This is a genomic window from Streptomyces sp. NPDC056948, from assembly GCF_042674225.1.
Classification (GTDB): Bacteria; Actinomycetota; Actinomycetes; order Streptomycetales; family Streptomycetaceae; genus Streptomyces; species Streptomyces purpurascens.
This window is the reverse complement of the sequence record NZ_JBHUQX010000734.1, coordinates 1-2,277: the sequence shown is the minus strand read 5'-3', so window position 1 is coordinate 2,277 and position 2,277 is coordinate 1. Positions and strand designations below refer to the sequence as shown.

Below are 2,277 nucleotides of genomic sequence, written 5' to 3'. Positions count from 1 at the left end.
CCTCTACGAAGGGGGCATCCGGAACGAGATGCTCAAGCGGGTCTCGGCGATGAAGGCGTCGGGGGTGCAGTTCGTGACGTTGCTGGCGCTCTCGGACGAGGGGGCACCGGCGTACGACCGGGAGCACGCGGCCGCGCTCGCCGCGCTGGGGGCACCGGCGTTCGCCTGCACGCCCGATCTGTTCCCGGAGGTGATGGCGGCGGCGATCGAGAAGCGGCCGCTGCCGATACCGGACGCGGTGTGACGATTTGTCGACGCATCGTCGTCCGATTCGGTCCGGCAAAAGGGATATGACTGGCCATCAGTCGAGAGGGGCTTGCGCGACCTCCGCACTCACGTGCGAGGATCGGCGCCTGCTCGACAGGGCGTCACGCCGCGCCGGGCAGCGTCACGTTGTGCCGACTCGTTGCCCGTGACGCGTGATGCGTTGAGCACTTGTTCCGTCGCACGGGAGGAAGCTCCCCCTCTTGTCCTCGTCAGCAGCCCTGTCCGGAGCCGCGTTGCGCATGCTGCGCACGGCGGCCGGGCGGCGTGCGCTCCAAGTGGCGCTGCTGGTGGGCGGGGTGCTCTTCATCGGGCTCCTGTGCGGCGAGCGGGCGTATGCGGCGGACGGTGTGCGGGCGTCGGCGGACAGTACGGCCGGGCGGTCGGTCAGCGGGCAGAGGCTGCTGGTTCGGCCTGACGCGCCGGCTTCGGCCGACCGGGCCGTACGACTGGCGGATGACACGGGGGAGGCGGTCGGCAGGGAGTTGGCGAAGGCGCAGGCGAAGCTGCCGGCGCCGCCGAAGGCTCCCTCGCTGCCGGATGTGCCGGCCGTGCCCGTACCGCCGAAGGCGCCGACGCTCCCCATACCGCCGAAGGCACCGTCCGTGCCCGTGCCGTCCGGCCTGCCCGACCTGCCGACCCTGCCCGACCTGTCGACCCTGCCTGACGCGCCGGCGATGCCGGACCTGCCCGGGCTGCCGGGCCCGACCGCTCCGCCCGATGGTGACGTCGCGGCCCCGGGAGCGCCCGCGCTGCCCGGGCTTCCCGGCTACCCGGCGTTCCCGGGTCACCCCCTGCCCGCGGCGCCCGTCACGGTCGATCCGCAGCCGGGCGGGATGGCGGCGCCGTCGTCCGACACCCTTGCCTCTCCGGGCCGGACCGGGGAGGCGGACCCCGTGGCGCATGGCCCGCACGGCGCCCAGTACCGCGCCCCGCACGCCGACCGCGCAGCCCGCGGCCACGCAGACCACGACCGCGCGCACCACGTCAGACGCGCAGCCCATCCGGGACCGTCCGCAAGTGTCGGAGGCGCCATCCCGGTCGGCCACGTGCCCGGGGGCCGTCCGGACGGCACGCTCTGCAACCGTTCCATGGCCGACAGCGGCACACCGCGTCATGGCGATACTCACGCCGTCACGCTGAGCCGGCGGGCTCCGCTGAGCCTCGTGCGCGGTGTCGCCGCCCGTAGCCGCGTGGCCGGTACCCGGGACAGTCACCGGGACATTCCCGTCTTTCCCGGCTAGCAGCGGCAGACGACCGCTCCTCCGCCGTACGGATCTGTCGCGCGGGGGCGCGTTCCTCCCCTGAGACTCCGCGAGCCCTCACGCCCGGACGGTCGAAAGCCGTCGATGGTCCGAGGCCGAAACCTCGTGGATGAGGTCGGCCGGCCCCCATTGGGGTGGGGACCGACCGACCCGCCCCCCGGAGAGCAGGGCTCTGAACTGGGCCTTTGGGCTCCTTCGGGGGTGTTCGGCGGGCCTCACCGGGTGTACCCCAGCCCGGTGAGGCCCCTCACTCCAGGCACGCTGTGTCAGAGAGCGCGGCATCATGTGACAGGTATCACCGCTCAGGTGTGACCCTCGATTTAGGGGCCTCATGCAAGCAGCGATAACCTGCGAGACGGACATGCCGCGCGCTCGGACACCGTGTGCGCCTCCCTTGTGACTGACAGACGGCGGACGTCACGTTGCCCTCGCGGCACGCCCACGCAGACAACGAACCGCGAGATCACTGATAGGGACGGAAGCGCGTGGACCTGTTCGAGTACCAGGCGAGGGACCTCTTCGCCAAGCACGATGTACCGGTGCTGGCCGGTGAAGTCATCGACACGCCTGAGGCGGCCCGCGCAGCCACCGAGCGCCTCGGTGGCAAGTCCGTCGTCAAGGCCCAGGTGAAGGTCGGCGGCCGTGGCAAGGCCGGTGGCGTGAAGCTGGCGGCGACCACCGACGAGGCGGTCGAGCACGCGACCAACATCCTCGGCATGGACATCAAGGGCCACACGGTCCACAAGGT

Annotated in this window: 3 protein-coding genes; all 3 read left to right on the top strand. The window is 71.9% G+C overall.

What is annotated here, in order from left to right; all coding sequences use genetic code 11:
* Nucleotides 1–244, top strand: a 244-nt coding sequence (locus tag ACFTZL_RS44140) for a VWA domain-containing protein (protein WP_382596066.1), incomplete at its 5' end; no start/stop codon positions are given.
* A 223-nt stretch (nucleotides 245–467) separates the two neighbouring features.
* On the top strand, nucleotides 468–1,508 hold the full coding sequence (locus ACFTZL_RS44135) for a hypothetical protein (protein WP_382596063.1): 1,041 nt from the start codon (nucleotides 468–470) through the stop codon (nucleotides 1,506–1,508).
* 506 nt (nucleotides 1,509–2,014) lie between these two features.
* On the top strand, nucleotides 2,015–2,277 hold a 263-nt coding region (locus ACFTZL_RS44130), incomplete at its 3' end, for an ATP-grasp domain-containing protein (RefSeq protein ID WP_382596060.1).